Annotated in this window: 14 protein-coding genes, 1 pseudogene and 1 other annotated feature; all 15 genes and pseudogenes read right to left on the bottom strand. The window is 29.7% G+C overall.

Annotated elements, in window-relative coordinates:
- Window positions 1–216: 216 nt before the first annotated feature.
- The 15 genes and pseudogenes from RDX53_RS04760 to codY all read right to left on the bottom strand — a co-directional run bounded on the left by RDX53_RS04760 (window position 217) and on the right by codY (window position 17,603).
- Complete coding sequence (locus RDX53_RS04760; RefSeq protein WP_195929108.1) at window positions 217–1,368, bottom strand: D-alanyl-D-alanine carboxypeptidase family protein; 1,152 nt, start codon at window positions 1,366–1,368, stop codon at window positions 217–219.
- A 123-nt stretch (window positions 1,369–1,491) separates the two neighbouring features.
- Window positions 1,492–3,168, bottom strand: a complete 1,677-nt coding sequence (locus tag RDX53_RS04755) for a ribonuclease J (protein ID WP_195929106.1) — start codon at window positions 3,166–3,168, stop codon at window positions 1,492–1,494.
- 301 nt (window positions 3,169–3,469) lie between these two features.
- Window positions 3,470–3,913 (bottom strand): Fur family transcriptional regulator, encoded by a 444-nt coding sequence (locus tag RDX53_RS04750; protein ID WP_195929104.1) that lies wholly within the window; start codon window positions 3,911–3,913, stop codon window positions 3,470–3,472.
- Window positions 3,914–4,110: 197 nt separating this feature from the next.
- A pseudogene (locus RDX53_RS14105) lies at window positions 4,111–4,456 on the bottom strand (DUF1292 domain-containing protein).
- 118 nt (window positions 4,457–4,574) lie between these two features.
- On the bottom strand, window positions 4,575–5,000 hold the full coding sequence (gene ruvX, locus RDX53_RS04735; RefSeq protein ID WP_195929102.1) for a Holliday junction resolvase RuvX: 426 nt from the start codon (window positions 4,998–5,000) through the stop codon (window positions 4,575–4,577).
- 102 nt (window positions 5,001–5,102) lie between these two features.
- Complete coding sequence (locus RDX53_RS04730) at window positions 5,103–7,307, bottom strand: hypothetical protein (protein ID WP_195929100.1); 2,205 nt, start codon at window positions 7,305–7,307, stop codon at window positions 5,103–5,105.
- Window positions 7,308–7,349: 42 nt separating this feature from the next.
- Window positions 7,350–7,610 carry an IreB family regulatory phosphoprotein gene (locus RDX53_RS04725; RefSeq protein WP_195929098.1) on the bottom strand — a complete coding sequence of 87 codons (261 nt, stop codon included), beginning with the start codon at window positions 7,608–7,610 and terminating at the stop codon, window positions 7,350–7,352.
- Between the two features lie 73 nt (window positions 7,611–7,683).
- Window positions 7,684–10,323: an alanine--tRNA ligase gene (gene alaS, locus RDX53_RS04720; protein ID WP_195929096.1), complete on the bottom strand. Its 2,640-nt coding sequence runs from the start codon at window positions 10,321–10,323 to the stop codon at window positions 7,684–7,686.
- 67 nt (window positions 10,324–10,390) lie between these two features.
- Window positions 10,391–10,608 (bottom strand) — a binding site (T-box leader).
- A 119-nt stretch (window positions 10,609–10,727) separates the two neighbouring features.
- Window positions 10,728–11,816, bottom strand: a complete 1,089-nt coding sequence (gene mnmA, locus RDX53_RS04715) for a tRNA 2-thiouridine(34) synthase MnmA (RefSeq protein ID WP_295572632.1) — start codon at window positions 11,814–11,816, stop codon at window positions 10,728–10,730.
- A gap of 147 nt (window positions 11,817–11,963) precedes the next feature.
- Window positions 11,964–12,410, bottom strand: coding sequence for a Fe-S cluster assembly scaffold protein NifU (gene nifU, locus RDX53_RS04710; protein ID WP_195929092.1), 447 nt, complete (start codon window positions 12,408–12,410; stop codon window positions 11,964–11,966).
- Window positions 12,411–12,565: 155 nt separating this feature from the next.
- Window positions 12,566–13,765: a cysteine desulfurase NifS gene (gene nifS / locus RDX53_RS04705; RefSeq protein ID WP_195929090.1), complete on the bottom strand. Its 1,200-nt coding sequence runs from the start codon at window positions 13,763–13,765 to the stop codon at window positions 12,566–12,568.
- 12 nt (window positions 13,766–13,777) lie between these two features.
- Entirely contained in the window at window positions 13,778–14,251 is a 474-nt protein-coding gene (locus tag RDX53_RS04700) for an Rrf2 family transcriptional regulator (RefSeq protein ID WP_195929088.1), read from the bottom strand.
- A gap of 161 nt (window positions 14,252–14,412) precedes the next feature.
- Window positions 14,413–15,189, bottom strand: a complete 777-nt coding sequence (locus RDX53_RS04695) for a GNAT family N-acetyltransferase (protein ID WP_195929086.1) — start codon at window positions 15,187–15,189, stop codon at window positions 14,413–14,415.
- A gap of 270 nt (window positions 15,190–15,459) precedes the next feature.
- The gene (locus tag RDX53_RS04690) at window positions 15,460–16,728 is read right to left on the bottom strand and encodes a replication-associated recombination protein A (RefSeq protein WP_195929084.1); all 1,269 of its coding nucleotides are present in this window, start codon (window positions 16,726–16,728) and stop codon (window positions 15,460–15,462) included.
- An 89-nt stretch (window positions 16,729–16,817) separates the two neighbouring features.
- Window positions 16,818–17,603 (bottom strand): GTP-sensing pleiotropic transcriptional regulator CodY, encoded by a 786-nt coding sequence (gene codY, locus RDX53_RS04685; RefSeq protein ID WP_195929082.1) that lies wholly within the window; start codon window positions 17,601–17,603, stop codon window positions 16,818–16,820.
- Window positions 17,604–17,672: the final 69 nt, after the last annotated feature.

Genomic DNA, 17,672 nt, shown 5'->3' with positions numbered 1-17,672 from the left:
ATATATATACATTATAAAAAAATTCACTACGTTCATGGCGCCAACGAATTAGAGATTAGGTTGCTTTAGTTAATAACTTGGAAATTATATATTATTCACACAACAGATACTATATAATTTCATCAGAATTAAAAAATCCTCTCTGTGATATTTATCTAAAATAGATTTTTATCATAAAGAGGATTTTTTATTCTTTTAAAATATATTTATTTTTTATTAAAGTATATTTTCTGCTAGTCGTTTTAACATTTGTAAGTAACTTGCTTTTTCTATAGGCTTATTGTTTACAAGTTCTACTTCATCTACTAATTTATTATCTTGATAAATCATAGCTTTTCCTAATACAGTTCCTTTTTTTATAGGAAGTTTTATATCGTCGTTTATTTTTATCTTTTTAGTAAATTCTTTAGAATCTCCTTTTTTAATTAATATTCCTAAATCATCTTTTGCCACTAAATCGATATTTTCTTCATCTGCTTTTCTCATTTTTAATGTATATAGTTTTTCATCTTTAGAGCATATTTTTATACTTTCATAATTTGCAAATCCATAATCTAAAAGTGTAGATGCATCTTTAAATCGCTCTTGAGAAGTTTCTCCTCTCAATACGACTGCAACAAGGTGAGTTTTGCCTCGTTTTGCAGATGCTGATACACAGTATTTTGCAGCCCCTGTAAATCCAGTTTTTACTCCTGTTGCACCATTGTAGTATTTTATCATCTTATTTGTATTAGCAAGACCTATTTTCGCTTGTTTTTTACCTACAACAACGCTATCCATCCATGTAGTTAAATATTTTTCTATCATTTGATGTTTTAATAACTCTCTCGACATAAGTGCTATATCATATGCTGATGTATAGTGGTTATCTACTGGCAATCCATTTGTGTTAACGAAATTTGTATCCTTCATTCCAAGTTCTTTTGCTTTATTATTCATCATATCCACAAATTCTTCTACACTGCCACCTATATATTCAGCCATAGCTACACAAGCATCGTTTGCTGACGCTACAGCTATTCCTTTTAAAAGTGTATCTACAGTTTGAGTTTCATTTGGTTCTAAGAAAATTTGACTTCCGCCCATTGAAGATGCAGTCTCGCTTATTGTAACCTCATCTGTCAATTTTATTTTTCCACTTTCTATAGCTTCACATATAAGTAGCATAGTCATAACTTTTGTTACACTAGCAGGAGGTAGTTTTTCGTGACAATCTTTTTCATATAAGACTTGTCCACTTGTAACATCCATAAGGACAGCAGATTTACACTTTAGATTTAAGTTGGCTGAATTGTTATCTGCAAATACTAGAGTACTTTGGCTAATAATAAGTATTATTGCTAAAAATACGCCTATAAATTTCTTCATAATGTCACCTCTTCAAATGATTATTCTATATATAGTATATTTTCCAAAATCAGAAATTTATAATTAGTGTATTATTGGCAAGCAAAAAGGGATGCTAAAAATTAGCATCCCTTTAATCTATTTCTATACTTCCATTATGATCGGTAATATCATTGGATTTCTCTTAGTTTTTGTGTACAGATATTCTTTAAGATTTTCTTTTATATTATTTTTTAAATAAGCCCATTCTTTTATATTTTTTTCTTCACATTCATTTAAGACGTCTTTTATTACAGTTTTTGCTCCATCCATTAGATCTTCTGATTCTCTAACATATACAAATCCTCTTGAGATTATATCTGGACCTGCTAAAACTTTTCCGTCTTCTTTTGAAATAGTTACAACAACTATCATTAATCCATCTTCTGATAGATGTTTTCTATCTCTTAAAACTATATTTCCAACATCTCCAACACCTAAACCATCTACTAAAACATTTCCTATTGGAACTGTAGTAGTAACTTTCGCAGAATTTTTATCTAATTCTAGAACTTGGCCTGTTTGCATTACAAATATATTTTCTGCTGGCATTCCCACTTCTTGAGCTAGCTCAGAATGTCTTTTTAACATTCTGTACTCACCATGCACTGGCATAAAGAATTTAGGTTTTGCCATAACATTTATTAATTTTAATTCTTCTTGAGATGCATGACCAGAAACGTGTATATCAGCGATATCGTTGTATACTACTCTTGCACCTTTTTCGAATAATAAATTTATAACTTTTGAAATTAATTTTTCATTTCCTGGTATTGGATGAGCTGATATTATTACTAAATCCCCAGCTTTAATTTCTACTTTTTTGTGTTCGCTACTTGCCATTCTCGCAAGTGCAGACATAGGCTCTCCTTGAGTCCCTGTAGTTATAATTACAAGCTCACTATCATTATATTTAGATATATCGTTTAAATCAACTAACATTTCATCTTCTATATCTAAATACCCCAATTCTCTAGCAACACCTATCACGTTAACCATAGATCTACCTGATATAGCTACTTTTCTGTTGCATTTTTTAGCCATATCTATTATTTGTTGTAGTCTGTGTATATTAGAAGAGAATGTTGCTACTATTATTCTACTATCACCAGCTCTTCTAAATAAATCATCTAGTCCAGCTCCTACTGTTCTCTCTGACATAGTATATCCAGGTCTTTCAACATTAGTACTATCTGCTAGTAATAAAAGTACTCCTTCTTGACCTAATTCGCATATTCTATGTAAGTCCATAATATCTCCATCGATTGGAGTTAAATCTATTTTGAAATCCCCTGTATGGTATATAATACCTTGGTCTGTATGAACTGCTATAGAACATGCCCCTGGTATACTATGGTTGTTTTTAATAAACTCAACGCTCATATTTGCAAGTTTAATTATTTGTCTAGGAGTAACTACATTTAATTTAGCTGTACTTAATTTATGCTCCTTTAATTTAACTTGTATTAATCCTATACTAAGCATCGTCCCATATACAGGTACATCGATTTTCTTTAGGATGTATGGAAGAGCTCCTATATGATCCTCATGACCGTGTGTTATAAAAATACCTTTAATCTTGTCGCGGTTTTGAAGTAGGTAAGTGATATCTGGTATAACGATATCCACCCCTAGCATCTCGTCTTCTGGGAAACTAAGACCTGCATCGATTACAATTATCTCGTCTTTGTATTCGATTAAAGTCATGTTTTTACCTATCTCGTTAAGACCACCTAAAGCCATCACCTTTATCTTGTTGGTGTTTTTCTTAAACAATTGCATCCTCTCCTCTGTCTATTCAATTTTAAATTTACAAAAAAAAATAATATTAAATCACGTACACTTTTACCAACTGATTTTATTGTATCATAAATTCGAAGATATTTTAACCCATAATCGTAATACATTTCTCTAATTATTATGACAAGACTTATAATCATTTAAATTTCAATCAATAAAATCTTTAATCTATAAAAATAAAAAATTATTTATTCTAAAATTACTCTAAAAAATTTTTAAGTTGTATGTTTTTAATTTATTAGTTTATATTTTATTTTCAAAAAATATAAGCCCCGTTCAGGACTTATATTTTTTGACAATCTTCACATATTCCGAAAAACTTAATATCATGGTCTGTAACATTGAATTTATATTGTTGACGGATTAACTCTTCTATTCCATCTAATAAATCCTCTTTTGTTTCTATAATCCTACCACATTTTTCGCATATTAAGTGATGATGATTATGTTTTTCGTCTTTATTAAGACGTATTTCATATCTTATGCATCCATCATCTAAATTTAATTTAGAAAGTAACCCTACTTCACTTAAAAGTTGTATTGTTCTATAAACGGTTGCTAGTCCTATTTCTGGACAAGAAACTCTTACCATGTCATATATCTCTTCACTACTTAAATGTTTATCGTCATTTTCTAATAGTATTTCTAATATAGCCCTTCTCTGTGGTGTAATTTTAAAACCAGTTTCCTTAAGTCTACCTTTTATGCTTTCTATTGATTCTTTCATAAACTCACCTATTTTCAACTGATAATCTCTTTTAATTATTTTACGATATTTTATTTATTTTGTCAACGTTTCATTTGATTTTAACTTCTGATAATTCAAGTAATTTCAACTATTGAAGATATTTATTTTTTGATATTAAATCTTATTTAAAACAAAAAATGAGGAGCATAAGCCCCCCATTTGTAATCAATTCTCAATTAGAATTGGTCGTCATTTAATCCTTCTTCGTCCATTAATGTATTGTAAACATCAACAACTATTTGATATTCTTCTTCATCTTCTAATGGAACTAATATATCTCCATTTTCATCAGAATCAATTCTAAATACTAATGCTACATCTTCATCATCGTCATAAGATTCTTCATCTAATGGTAATAATATCTTTACGACTACGTTGGCACCGTGATTAATTTAAAATTATTTATTGGTATTTCTGTAACAATATAGCGTATTCTTTCCCTTCTGCTTCTAAAGTTAAGCATACTTCAAATTGAACCTCTTGGCCATCTTCATCTAATAATGTTATTATATTTTCGTTCATTTCGTTCATGTCTTTCTCCTTTTATAAATAAATTTATTGATATAATTTTTCATTTTTTATCATGATATATAATTATATATCATAAATAGAAATTTTAACATATTTTATTTAATATAATTTAAAATTTTGACTTGCTATCTAAATAACCTTGTAATATTATTACTGCAGCTAACATATCTATTACTTTTTTTCTCTTTTTACGGCTTACATCACCTTCTATAAGAGATCTTTCTGCTGCTACTGTTGTCAATCTTTCATCCCAAAAATCAATTTCTAATCCTGTTTCTTCTTTTATTAAATCACAGAATTTTAAAACTTTTTCTCCTTGTGGTCCTAAAGTACCATTCATATTTTTTGGAAGACCTGATACAATTTTATTTACTTGTCTTTCTTTTATTATGTTTTTTAATTCTTCGATGTCTTTTTTCTTAGACTCTCTTCTTATAGTTTTTACACCTTGTGCTGTTATACCCATTATATCACTTACAGCAACTCCTATTGTCTTGTCACCTATATCTAGGCCCATTATTCTTCCATCTAACATATTGTTCTCCTTAATCAATTAATTATTCGTATATTTAGTTTAGCTTTGTCTTAAAAAAATTAGTCAGGTTAATCCTGACTAATTTTTGATTTTCAGAAAAATTTATTCTGTATCTTTATTTTTATCAAATAAACTCATATTAATACTAATTATTATAAGAGGAATTAGTATATAAATCGCCGCTGTAGATGCAGCTACTATTCCTGAATCATTTACTAGTAATGTTACTATACATCCTACAAATGAAGCCATAAATCCTTTAAATATCATAGGATATCTGTCATGGATTTTTTTGAAGTATCCAGATGGTTTAAATATAAGAGCTCCAATTATAACAATACTTACAATTAGTATATTTACCCATACACTTGATTTAGCTAACTTCATATTCATTTGTATTTTTCTTCCAAATGTATTGATTATAGCTGCTGGACCTTCTTGAATTATTTGATTAGTAAATACTGATAAATGAGATTCACTTCCCATTAAGAAATCTAATCCTGCAAATGCTACAACAACTAATACTGTAGCTACTCCTATCATAATTATTTTCTTTAAGTCTAACTTAACATCAAATATAAGAAGTATAAATAATAAATAAGCTACACATTCTGATATAGCCCCTCCAACATTTGCTCCCATTGAAGGCATCGCACTAGTAACTAGTATAATTATAGATAATACGACTGCTAACCATTTAGGTATTTTTTTGTAGTTTAATAAAACAGCTAATGCAAATACAGCACTTGCGATAGTAACACCTTCATATTCGTTACCTACGCCATAATATCTAGCTCCATTTATAGCATCATAACTCATTATATTGCTCTTCATAAGTGGAGTTCCTATTATACAGTCAAGTATAATCAATCCTATTGTTAAAAACGCATAGAATCCCATTTGTTTAATATCATCCTTTTTAAATACTGTAGATCCTATTACGTAGTAGATAATTGTTGCTATTAATACTCCTGTTACTAATCCAGTTTGAGTTTTAAATTGGAATATTGGTGCAGTTAAAAATGCTAACGGCATTATAAGTCCTAATTTTATAAACTCTTTTAGAATTTTAAATATTTGGTCTCTACCTAGACCTTTTTCTTTTTTAGGTATTTTATTTTTAAATAATAATGCTATCATAGCTATAACCCATGATGCAGATACTATTCCTACATAAGTGTTTACAACTGATGCTCTTATGCTGTTTATTGAGACAATTCTCTTAAAGTCATTTGTCAGTTTTTCGATTCCATTTTCAGCTTGTACAGTTTTAAATGGTTTTCCTATCATTAACTCATTTTTTATTCCAAATTCATTTAAAATATCTACACCTATATCGATATTACTCACTATACCGTTATTTCTAGTTGTAGCTGATTCTAACAGGCCATATCCGTCTTTTGTAAACTTCATAACTGGCGCTAATCTTCTTTTATTTAGATTATCTAAGTTACTTTGGAATTCACTTACTATATATACAGTATCATTTTCACCTACCATATCAAAGACTTCTGTCAAGTAATCGCTAACTCTTTTATATATTTCGTCTTGCATAGATTTGTAAGTATTTTCGTTTAGATTTTTTCTAAACTCATCTAATCTGTATGTATCTCCAAGTTCAACAAAAGTAATATCACTGTTTTCATAATATTTTTTTGTCTCTTTTTTTAGTTTTTCATAGTCAGTTGAGATACCATATGGCATAGTATTATCATTTTTATTTATGTCGTCGACATTTCCAGATTTAACTCTACCATACTTATCCATACATGTTAAAGCTAGATTTCTTATCTTTTTAAGTTCACCGTTTTTGATTATATCACTATTTCCAAGAAGCGCAACTTTTAAACCATTTTCGTTTAATGTTGTTCCTAAAGTACCAAGAGTTGCACCATAACTTCCATAATCAGAGTTTTGATTTAAATCTCTATTTATTCTTAGATTATTGATAGCCCAAGGAGTTGCGCCTGTTACAGCTTTAAATTGTTCCTTTCCATCCTTATCTAAAGATTCAAATATTGTATAATCTTGGTCTAAAACATTAGCTCTTACACCTGCACCTATACTTGCAAAAGATTTTTGATCACTATTTGATCCATCACCACGAGTAGTCATAAGGGCAACATAACCACTATCAGATGTCTTTTTTTGTATTATAGGTATCTCAAGTAAATGTTCTAAGCTTGTTCTATTTAAACTAATATATATTATTTTTCCTTGTTGGTTGGTGTCAGCATATACACTAGACATAGAAAAACTTAAAATTACCATTAGTGATAATAAAAGTGATATTAATTTTTTCTTCATTAAGTCAACCTCTTTCTATCCTACCTTGTAAGGTAAGCTGTTCTATTCTTTTGATAGATAGCTTTTTAATAGTTCTTTTAATAACTCATCTCTTTCGTATTTTTTTATTATGCTTCTTGCATTTCTATTGCTTGTTATATAGCTTGAGTCCCCAGAAAGTATATATCCTATAATTTGGTCAATAGGGTCATAACGTTTCTTTTCTTCTAATGCTTCATAAACATATTGTAAAGTTTCTTTTATGCTCAGTTTTTCTTCTGATATACCCTCAAATTTCATTGTGTAATCTAAATTTCTATCCATACTTAAAGCCCTCCATTAGTTAAAATCCCCAAAAGCTCAAATTATATAAGAGCTTTTGGTTATTTATAGACTATTATTTTATTTGGCTTTTTATAACCTCACAAGCATAGCTTAGAGCTTCATCTATTTTTGTAGCGTCAGTTGCTCCAGCTTGAGCCATGTTAGGTCTTCCGCCACCTTTACCGCCTGCAATTTGTGCTATTTCTTTTACTATGTTTCCACTGTGAATTCCTTTTTCTATAACATCTTTAGTTGCTGTAACTACGAAGTTAACTTTAGAATCACTAACATTAGAGATAGCTACTACACCGCTTTGTAATTTATCTCTTAAATTATCTGCCATTTCTTTTAATGAATTCATATCCATATCTTCAAATTTTGCAGTAAGTAAGCTTACTCCATTTATATCAACTTTTGAATCCATAAGTTTGTCAGCTGATTGTAAACTCATTTTAGCTTTTACTTCATGAAGTTCTTTTGCTAAAGATTTATTTTCTTCTACTATAGCTTGTGCTCTATTTACTAAGTTATCTTCTTTAGTTTTTAATGCAGAGCATGCTTCTTCGATTAATTCATCTCTTGAATTTAAGTATTCATATACGCTTCTTCCTGTAATAGCTTCTATTCTTCTTACTCCAGCTGCTACTCCACCTTCAGATAATATTTTAAATAATCCTACTTGAGAAGTGTTTGTTAAGTGAGTACCACCACAAAGTTCTATAGAATAATCTCCCATAGATACAACTCTTACTTCATTTCCATATTTTTCACCAAATAGAGCCATTGCCCCTTTTTCTTTAGCTTCGTTTATTCCCATTACTTCACATTCTATATCAAGAGATTGTAAAATAACGTCATTTACTTTTCTTTCTATTATATCTAACTCTTCTTTTGATATTGGCTCAAAGTGAGTTATATCGAATCTTAATCTATCTGGAGTTACTAATGAACCAGCTTGGTTAACATGTTCTCCTAAAGTTTCTTTTAAAGCTTTGTGTAATAAGTGTGTAGCTGAATGGTTTCTAGCTGATGCCATTCTTATTTCTCTATTTACTAATGATTTTAATGCATCTTTAGTATTTATGCTACCTTTTTTAACAACACCTATGTGTTTTATTGTATTGTTTGCACCTTTTTTAGTAGTTATTACTTCAAATAATGCATTTTCGTTTTCTAATATACCAGAGTCACCTACTTGTCCCCCACCTTCAGCATAGAAAGTAGTTCTATCAAGTACTATTACTGCTTCATCACCTTCAGTTATAGTGTCTACTATTTCGTCACCTTTAACTATAGCAGTTACAACTCCTGTAGTAGATAAATGTTTATATCCTTCAAAAGTAGATGCTACTGAAGCGTCTAATGTAGAAAGTGGATCTTCTTTCCAGCTTTCACCTTCCATATTTCCTCTTGCACTTCTAGCTCTTTCTCTTTGTTTATCCATTTCTGCGTTGAATCCTTCTTCATCTAAATCAAATCCAACTTCTTCTAATATTTCTTGAGTTAAGTCCATTGGGAATCCATAAGTATCGTATAATTTGAATACTTTTTCTCCAGCTAATGTACTTTCGTTGTTTGCTTTTAATTCTTCTATATATCCGTTTAGTATTTCACTACCTTGGTCTATAGTTTCATTGAATTTTTCTTCTTCTATTTTTATAACTTTTTTGATGTAACCTTCTTTTTCTATAAGTTCTGGATAAGCTTCTCCACTTACTTCTTTAACTACATCAAATAAGTTGTATAAGTAATCTTCTTTTATTCCTAATAATTTACCGTGTCTTGCAGCTCTTCTTAATAATCTTCTAAGAACATATCCACGACCTTCGTTTGATGGAAGTATTCCATCAGCTATCATAAAGCTTGTTGCTCTTATGTGGTCAGTTATTATTCTTATTGATACATCACTTTTAGCATCTGAACCGTATTTAACACCTGATATTTTTTCTATTTCATCTATTATAGCTCTTATAGTGTCAACTTCGAATATATTGTCAACACCTTGCATTATACAACCTATTCTTTCAAGACCCATACCTGTATCTATATTTTTATGAGTAAGTTCTGGATAACTTCCATCTTCTTGTCTATCAAATTGAGTGAAAACTAAGTTCCAGAATTCTAAGTATCTATCACAGTCACATCCTGGTTTACAATCTGGATTATCACATCCGTATTCTTCACCTCTGTCATAGTATAATTCTGAACAAGGTCCACATGGTCCTAATCCTATTTCCCAGAAGTTATCGTCTTTTCCTAATCTAACTATTCTTTCTTGTGGTATAGTTGAGTATTTTAACCATAAGTCACGAGCTTCATCGTCATTTAAGTATACTGTAGCCCATATTTTTTCTTCTGGTATTTCTAAATGTTTAGTTACGAATTCCCAAGCCCATTTTATAGCATCTTCTTTGAAGTAATCTCCAAATGAGAAGTTACCCATCATTTCGAAGAATGTACCGTGTCTTGCAGTTTTACCTACGTTTTCTATATCTCCCGTTCTTATACATTTTTGAACTGTACTCATTCTATTTCTTGGTGGAACTTCAACTCCTGAGAAATAGTTTTTAAGTGGAGCCATCCCTGAGTTTATTAATAATAAACTTTTATCGTTTTTTGGTATTAAAGATGAACTCTTACCTACATAATGTCCTTTAGATTCGAAGAAATCTGTAAAAGATTTTCTAATCTCGTTGCAACCCATTTTTTTCATATTGCATTACCTCCTAAAATTTTCAAATATTATTTTCATAAAAAAAACCTCACGCCTATAACTAAATTATAGGGTCGAGGTATATTCGCGGTACCACCCTAATTACCACTAAAAAGTGGCATCTTCGGAAAACCTTAGCTATAACGTAACTACCGGCAATTCATACTAAGCTCCGAATTGCTACTCCAAGACTGCTTCAAATATCCTGTACTTAAAGGTTCTCACCATTTCCTTTTCTCTGTAAAGTCATATAAATATTTTACTACTTCTCTTCATTGTATTTTTATTTTATAAATTACTAATACTAATTTAAAGTATAAATCATATTTTGTCAATAAATAATTTACTTTTAAATTTGTCTTAATAAATTTGTCATCATAAATAATTATTTATGTCTTTTTATGTTAGAAACTACTTTCTATAATTCCTCCACCGACAACTTTATCTCCGTCATACATAACAACAGATTGTCCTTTTGTTATCGCTCTTTGAGCTTCGTCAAATACGATTTTTATTTTATCTTCAGCAACTTTATAAACTGTCGCATCAGCTGGTTTTGCTGCATATCTTACTTTTGCTTTTACTCTTATAGGTTCTTTTATATCTTCTATTGATATAAAGTTAACGTCTTTTGCGATTAAGTTGTATTGGAATAAGTCTGAGTTATCACCTAGGATAACTGTGTTGTTTTTAGCATTTATGTCTATTACAAACATAGGCTTACCAAATGCTATTCCTAGACCTTTTCTTTGGCCTATTGTGTAGTTTACTATTCCTTTATGTCTTCCTAAAACATTACCTTTAGTATCTACAAAATTACCTTCTTTTATACTTGTGTTTGAATGTCTTTTTACGTAGTTTGCATAGTCGTTGTCTTTTACGAAACATATTTCTTGACTATCTGGTTTATTGTGAACTACTAAGCCAAGTTCTTTAGCCATTTCTCTTACTTTTTCTTTTTCGAACTCACCTATTGGCAGTAGTGTATGTTCTAATTGATCTTGTGTTAGATTATATAGCGCATATGTTTGGTCTTTTTTATCTGTAACAGATTTAGTAAGAAGATATCTTCCTGTTTCTTCGTCTTTTTCTATTCTAGCGTAGTGACCTGTTGCTACATAATCACATCCTATTTGTCTAGCTCTTCTATATAAATCGTCAAATTTTATATGTTTATTACATGCTATACATGGATTTGGAGTTCTACCATTTATATATTCATCTATAAAATAATCGATTACTTTCTCTTTAAATACTTCTTTGAAGTTTAATACATAAAACGGTATGCCTAACTTTTGCGCAACGCTTCTAGCATCTTCTACGGCTTCTAAAGAGCAACATCCGCCATCATTTTCTATTAATTCGTACTCTTCATCATCTTGCCATAACTTCATAGTTACACCGATTACATCATATCCTTGTTCTTTTAATAAATAGGCAGCAACAGAACTATCTACTCCACCACTCATACCTATCATTACTTTCTTTTTCATATTTGTTTATCACCTCGTTTTTATATTATATCTATTTTGCAATAATTTTAAAAGCATTAAAACATTAATTATTAAAAAATCTATAAACAAGAAAAAATCTTTGAGATTATCCCAAAGATTTTTCTTATATTTATTTTAAAAATTTTCTTAGTCTTCGTCTTCTACTCCGTGGTCATGATCATGGTCATGGTCTGGTTCGAATCCTTCTAATTCTGGTATATCTATGTTATTTTTTTGAGCGTAGTCTACAAGTGCAGCTTTTATAGCTTGTTCTGCTAAAACTGAACAGTGCATTTTTACTGGTGGAAGTCCATCTAAAGCTTCTGCTACTGCTTTGTTAGTTAAAGCTAAAGCTTCATGTATACTTTTACCTTTTATAAGTTCTGTAGCCATTGATGAACTTGCTATTGCAGAACCGCATCCAAATGTTTGGAATTTAACGTCTTTTATTATATCATCTTCTACGTCTAAGAATATTTTCATTATATCCCCACATTTTGCGTTTCCTACTTCACCTACACCACTTGCATCTTCTATTTCTCCAACATTTCTTGGATGTAAGAAATGGTCCATTACTTTATCACTATATTGCATAATCTTAATCCTCCTAATTTTACTAATTTTTTATTTTTATCTATGAGTTAATATAAGTTAATTTCAATTTAAGCCCTATTTTGTGTATTTATTTTAATGTCATTTATTTCTTTTGTATATTTATTTTTTACCCATTATATCTATACATTAATCACTTATTTTTTTTCTTCTGGATGTTCTTTTATATATGTTTGATATAATGGAGATAATTCTCTAAGTCTAGCTATGATTGGTGGTAATGTTTCTAATACATAGTCTACATCTTCTTCAGTTGTAAAGTCACCAACTACAAGTCTTAAAGATCCATGAGCTAATTCATGTGGTAAACCTAAAGCCATAAGTACATGTGATGGATCTAATGAACCTGATGTACAAGCAGAACCTGAAGAACCAGCTATTCCAGCTTGGTCAAGAAGTAATAATATACCTTCACCTTCTATAAATTGGAATGATACATTTGCAGTACCTGGTAATCTATCTGTTTTATGACCGTTTATTCTTGTATGAGGTATTCTTTCTTGTAAACCATACATTAATTTATCTCTAAGTCTTGTAAGTTCTCTAACATGGTTTTCCATGTTGTTTTTAGCCATTTCAGCAGCTTTTCCATATCCTACTATTGCAGGAACATTTTCAGTACCAGCTCTTTTTCTTCTTTCTTGAGCTCCACCGTGCATGAAATTATGGATTTTTACACCTTTTTTGATGTATAAAGCTCCGATCCCTTTAGGTCCGTATATTTTATGTCCAGACATACTCATTAAGTCTACACCTAAATCTTTAACATCAACTGGTATATTACCACATGCTTGAACAGCATCTGTATGCATTAAAGCGCCATGTGCATGAGCTATTTCTGTTATTTCTTTTATAGGTTGTATAGTACCTATTTCGTTATTAGCATACATTACACTTACAAGTATTGTTTTGTCAGTTATAACGTTTTTTAATTGTTCTAAATCTACTTTACCATCAGCATCTACATCTAAGTATGTTACTTCAAATCCGTGAACTTTTTCTAAGTATTCACAAGTATGTAGTACTGCATGATGTTCTATTTTACTAGTTATTATATGATTTCCTTTATTTCTTCTAGCAAAAGCAGTTCCTTCTAAAGCCCAGTTATCACTTTCAGATCCACCGTTAGTGAAATATACTTCTCTTGGGTCTGCATTTATTAATGAAGCTACTTGAGCTCTCCCTTTATCTAAACCTTCTTTTGCTTCTCTACCGAATTGATGGAAACTTGAAGCATTTCCAAAGTAAGTAGTGTAATAAGGCATCATAGCCTCTAATACTTCAGACTTAACTGGAGTAGTTGCTGCATAGTCCATATATATTCTTCTTTTTTCCATGATTGTCATCTCCTATTTTTTTATTTCATTATTCATTAAACAATAAATATCATTCTCTAACCTATTTATATTATGAGTTTCATTATAATTGTTTACCATATCACAAAGTGTAATAGATTTCATAACATTGTCCATGGCATCTCTCATCTTTTCCCAGACTAATTTTGTTACACAACTGTCTGAGTTTTGACATGAGTCTTTATCTAGCAAACAATCAGATATTGATACAGGCCCTTCAAGTACAGTCAATATGTCATATACTGTTATTTCACTTGCTTTTCTAGATAATAGATACCCTCCTTGGGCACCTCTTACACTTTTTATTAAATTTGCTTTTTTTAGTTTTGAAAAAATCTGTTCTAAGTATTGCTCTGGTATATTTTGTTTGGCAGCAATATTTTTTATAGATACTGGCCCCTTACTATGATTAAGTGATAATTCAAACATAGCCTTGAGCCCATATCTACCTTTAGTTGATAGTTTCATTTTATCACCCTTTTTATTCCTACTTTTTTAGTAGGATTTATCTTACTGTTATAATTGTATTATACTCGAGTAATTTTGTCAACATTAATTTAGACTATTTTAGTCAGAATTAAATTATTTTTTCAATCTATTGAAATTACTGTATTTGAAGTACTATTTTTTTAATCTTTATAATATACTGTCCACTCATCTATTCTTTTAAACCCCAATTTTCGATATAGTTTTCCAGCTTCCTCATTGTCATAAAATAAACATGGCTTTATCCCTTCTTTTAAGAGTTCTTCGCATAATTTAATAAGACATTTTGTTGCTAGGCCTTGATTTCTATATTTGGGATGTGTTCCAACACCTATAATCATAGCTGTATTTTTATTTTCTGCAGTAGATTTTGCCATTGATATTATTTTTTTTCTATACTCAATGCAATAACCTCTACCGCTTTTTAAATTTGATCTTAAACCTTCTAAAGTCGTATTTTGAAATTCAGTTATTTGCTCATATAAATTCACTACTCTCTTTATATTAAATACATTTATTTTTTTTAATTTCAAATTACAATCAAGATCCTTATCCTCTTCATTTATCTCTTCAAGCTCACATAGATGTACTTTTCTATATTTTAATAATCCTAATTTTTCTGCAATTATATCGACACAACTGGATTTTCCACTTATCTCGCTAAATTCCATATCAGATATAAATTCACAAAATCCATCAACATCAAAGTCTTTATAAGCATAAAAAGTAAGATATTCAAAACATTTAAACAATATCCCTTTTATGTTCCCAAATTCATCTATGTCTGAATATATCTTATAAAATACATTTTCAAATCCATAATTCTGTATTTCTTGTAGGTTAAATGTATTAATCTCTTTTTCAAGATTTAAATATTCAATAACCTTCTTTTCATATTTTTTGTCTAATATTTTAATCATATGAATCCCCCAAATACGACTATCTCCAACCCCTGTCGTTTCATTTTATGTATTATAAATAAAGTTTTCTAACCTAATTATAAATATTACCATTTTTTTTATCAATAAATTCTCTAATAAAAAATAAATAAAAATTCACTGCGTTCATATCGCCAACAACTCCGTCCGTTGCTTTAATTAATAGGTTGGAAATTATACATTATCCACAAACCAGATAATGTATAATTTCCTTAGAATTAAAAAAGACAAACGTTATGTTTGTCTTTTAATTTATTTTTTTAAATTGTTCCAATATTGTTCATATGCCATTTCATTTTTATTATTTCCAGCTTTATAGTATTTTTTATCTTTGATAGCATCTGGGAGGTATTGTTGTTTTATATAGTTATTAAGATAATTGTGAGGATATTTATATTCAACACCTCTTCCTAATTTCGCCGCCCCTGCATAATGTGCATCTTTTAGATGATTCGGTATCTCACCTGTTTCTATATTGTCTAAATCGTATAATGCCATATCGATAGCCTCTGCTACTGAATTTGATTTCGGGCATCTTGCTAAATATACAGTAGCTTGTGCTAATGGCAATCTTGCCTCTGGAAATCCTAGTTTTAGTGCAGCTTCAACACATGCATTAGTTATTGTTATAGCTTGTGGCACAGCTAAACCTACATCTTCACTTGCAACACACAACAACCTTCTAATTATAGATTGGATATCTTGTGACTTTATAAGTCTAGCTAAATAATGTAGTGCCGCATTTTCATCAGAACCTCTGAGAGATTTATGAAAAGCTGATAATACAGAGTAGCTATCGTCACCTTTATTATCATAGTTTAATATTTTGACACTAGAACAATTTATAGTATCTTCTAATGTTATATTCACGCTATTTGTCCCTACATCAATTCCAATATTAAAAACTAACTCTAATTTATTTAATGCACTTCTCATATCGCCATTACAAGTCTCTGCTATATATCTAAGAGCTTCATCTTCTACATTTATATTTTCATATGTATACATTGGTTTTAATCTATTTACAGCTCTCTTTAAACCTAAGTATATATCTTGTTTTTGTATAGGCTTAAATTCAAATATAGTACTTCGACTTAGTATAGCTTTATAGACAACAAAATAAGGATTGTCTGCTGTGCTAGCAATTAAAGTAACAGAACCTTCTTCAATTACCTCCAACAATGCCTGCTGTTGTTTTTTATTTAGTGCTTGTATCTCATCTAGCATTAATATAATGCCGTTATATGAAAATAAATCTCTTTTACTATTATCTATAACTTCTTTTATTTCTTTTACACCACAATTTACTGCATTTAATTTTATATATTTTTTACCTGTAACATTAGCTATTATATTTGCCAATGTCGTCTTTCCTGTTCCTGGTGGTCCATATAAAATCATATTTGGAATAGTTTTATTTTCAATTAATCTATTTATTATCTTTCCCTTTCCAATAATATGAGATTGTCCTACCATATCTTCTATAGTCTCTGGTCTTAATTTATCTGCTAAAGGTTGCATGTTGCCTCCTTATCTACTAAATAGTATAAATTTTTTATATCAAAAAATCCTTCTTTATATAAAGAAGGATTCCTAAAATTAATTTTTAATTAATAATTATTTCTTACTTTTTTTAATTCAGGTATTAATTTATCGTTAAGTATTTTTATATGAGTTCCCTTCATACCTAATGATCTAGATTCTATAACCCCTGCACTCTCGAATTTTCTTAAAGCATTTACTATTACTGATCTTGTTATTCCAACTCTATCAGCTATTTTACTAGCTACTAATAGACCTTCATTTCCGTTTAATTCATTAAATATATGCTCTACAGCTTCAAGTTCAGAGTAAGAAAGCGTACCTATTGCCATTTGAACTACAGCTTTTTTACGCATTTCAACTTCTAATTCTTCACTTAAAGATTTTAATATTTCCATACCTATTACAGTAGCACTGTATTCTGATATAACTAAGTCATCATCGTTAAACACTTTGTCATATCTAGATAATACTAGTGATCCTAATCTTTGTCCACTTCCAAGTATAGGAACTATTGTAAGATATTTTTCACTTCTACTATGTTCATCTGGGAATAATTGAACTAATTTTTCTCCAGTTAAGTTATCTAGTGTTTCTGATATTTTAAGTAAGCTTTCGTTGTATTCAGTTGGGAATCTTTTTTGTTTAGTATCTTCATCTATTACAACTGAACTATCTTGTATATCTGTTAAATGTAATCCTAATACTTTCCCCTTTGTATTTAAAACATAAACATTGGCATCTAAAACTTCGCCTAATGTTTCTGCTAATCTGTCAAAAGATACTTTGCTTCCGCTGCTAGTTTGTAGAGTTTTATTAATTCTTCTCGTTTTTTGTAGTACTTCGCTTGCCATTTAATCCTCTCCTTAATTTAAGTCAATCTAAATATAAATCAAAATATAATAATGTTCATAATAACATTT

Origin of the sequence: uncultured Intestinibacter sp. (assembly GCF_902468165.1) — a bacterium.
Classification (GTDB): domain Bacteria; phylum Bacillota; class Clostridia; order Peptostreptococcales; family Peptostreptococcaceae; genus Intestinibacter.
Note: the sequence above shows the minus strand (reverse complement) of the source record. Positions and strands in the feature narration are given on the sequence as shown.

Excerpts from the sequence above, each read along its gene's own strand:
- RDX53_RS04760 (WP_195929108.1), bottom strand. The coding sequence starts at position 1,368 with ATGAAGAAATTTATAGGCGTATTTTTAGCAATAATACTTATTATTAGC.
- RDX53_RS04755 (WP_195929106.1), bottom strand. The coding sequence starts at position 3,168 with ATGCAATTGTTTAAGAAAAACACCAACAAGATAAAGGTGATGGCTTTA.
- RDX53_RS04750 (WP_195929104.1), bottom strand. The coding sequence starts at position 3,913 with ATGAAAGAATCAATAGAAAGCATAAAAGGTAGACTTAAGGAAACTGGT.
- ruvX (WP_195929102.1), bottom strand. The coding sequence starts at position 5,000 with ATGTTAGATGGAAGAATAATGGGCCTAGATATAGGTGACAAGACAATA.
- RDX53_RS04730 (WP_195929100.1), bottom strand. The coding sequence starts at position 7,307 with ATGAAGAAAAAATTAATATCACTTTTATTATCACTAATGGTAATTTTA.
- RDX53_RS04725 (WP_195929098.1), bottom strand. The coding sequence starts at position 7,610 with ATGGATAGAAATTTAGATTACACAATGAAATTTGAGGGTATATCAGAA.
- alaS (WP_195929096.1), bottom strand. The coding sequence starts at position 10,323 with ATGAAAAAAATGGGTTGCAACGAGATTAGAAAATCTTTTACAGATTTC.
- mnmA (WP_295572632.1), bottom strand. The coding sequence starts at position 11,816 with ATGAAAAAGAAAGTAATGATAGGTATGAGTGGTGGAGTAGATAGTTCT.
- nifU (WP_195929092.1), bottom strand. The coding sequence starts at position 12,410 with ATGCAATATAGTGATAAAGTAATGGACCATTTCTTACATCCAAGAAAT.
- nifS (WP_195929090.1), bottom strand. The coding sequence starts at position 13,765 with ATGGAAAAAAGAAGAATATATATGGACTATGCAGCAACTACTCCAGTT.
- RDX53_RS04700 (WP_195929088.1), bottom strand. The coding sequence starts at position 14,251 with ATGAAACTATCAACTAAAGGTAGATATGGGCTCAAGGCTATGTTTGAA.
- RDX53_RS04695 (WP_195929086.1), bottom strand. The coding sequence starts at position 15,189 with ATGATTAAAATATTAGACAAAAAATATGAAAAGAAGGTTATTGAATAT.
- RDX53_RS04690 (WP_195929084.1), bottom strand. The coding sequence starts at position 16,728 with ATGCAACCTTTAGCAGATAAATTAAGACCAGAGACTATAGAAGATATG.
- codY (WP_195929082.1), bottom strand. The coding sequence starts at position 17,603 with ATGGCAAGCGAAGTACTACAAAAAACGAGAAGAATTAATAAAACTCTA.